General features: G+C 45.4%; 1 protein-coding gene. It reads left to right on the top strand.

Annotation, left to right across the window (positions count from 1 at the left end):
* Nucleotides 1-700: glycosyltransferase family 2 protein (locus A3750_RS16840; protein WP_156498666.1), on the top strand; the 700-nt coding region annotated here is incomplete at both ends.

Raw genomic sequence — 700 nt, 5'->3', positions numbered from 1 at the left:
ATCATTCCGAAATGGCAGCGTGGCGGCAGGGTTTCTACTTTAAACTCAGGTCTTGCTTTCGCGAGTGGTGAGATCGTGATGAACGCCGACGGCGATACTTCTTTCGACAATACGATGATTGTCGAGGTGCTGCGTGAATTTGAGGATGAGAACGTGCCCGCAGCGGGAGGTTCCTTACGTGTTCGCAATTATACCGACGGTCTCGCAACGCAAATGCAGAATTTGGAGTATATGATCTCGATTCAGGGCAATAAAACAGGCTTGGCGAATTGGAATCTGATTAATAATATCTCTGGCGCGTTTGGCATTTTTCGGCGCGATTTTTTGAAGCAAATTGGTGCTTGGGATACTCATACAGCAGAAGATCTAGATCTGACGGTTAGAATCAAGCAGTATTTTAAACGGCACCCCAACTTTCGTTTGCCCTTCGTACCTTTAGCAATCGGGCATACCGATGTGCCAGCTAACTTTAAGCAACTGTTCAGTCAGCGCCTGCGTTGGGATGGTGATCTCGTCTTTTTATACATGCGCAAACACCGCTATGCCTTGAATCCGGGTTTAATTGGCTGGAAAACCTTTTTGTTTACGCTCATTTACGGTATTTGGCAGAGCATTATGCTGCCCATTCTCATTCTGGTATTTAATATCGCTATGTTCGCTCATGTTGATATTAATGAATATCTTGCTTTGCTGGTCGTTC

The organism is Oleiphilus sp. HI0079 (assembly GCF_001635105.1).
Note: the sequence above shows the minus strand (reverse complement) of the source record. Positions and strands in the feature narration are given on the sequence as shown.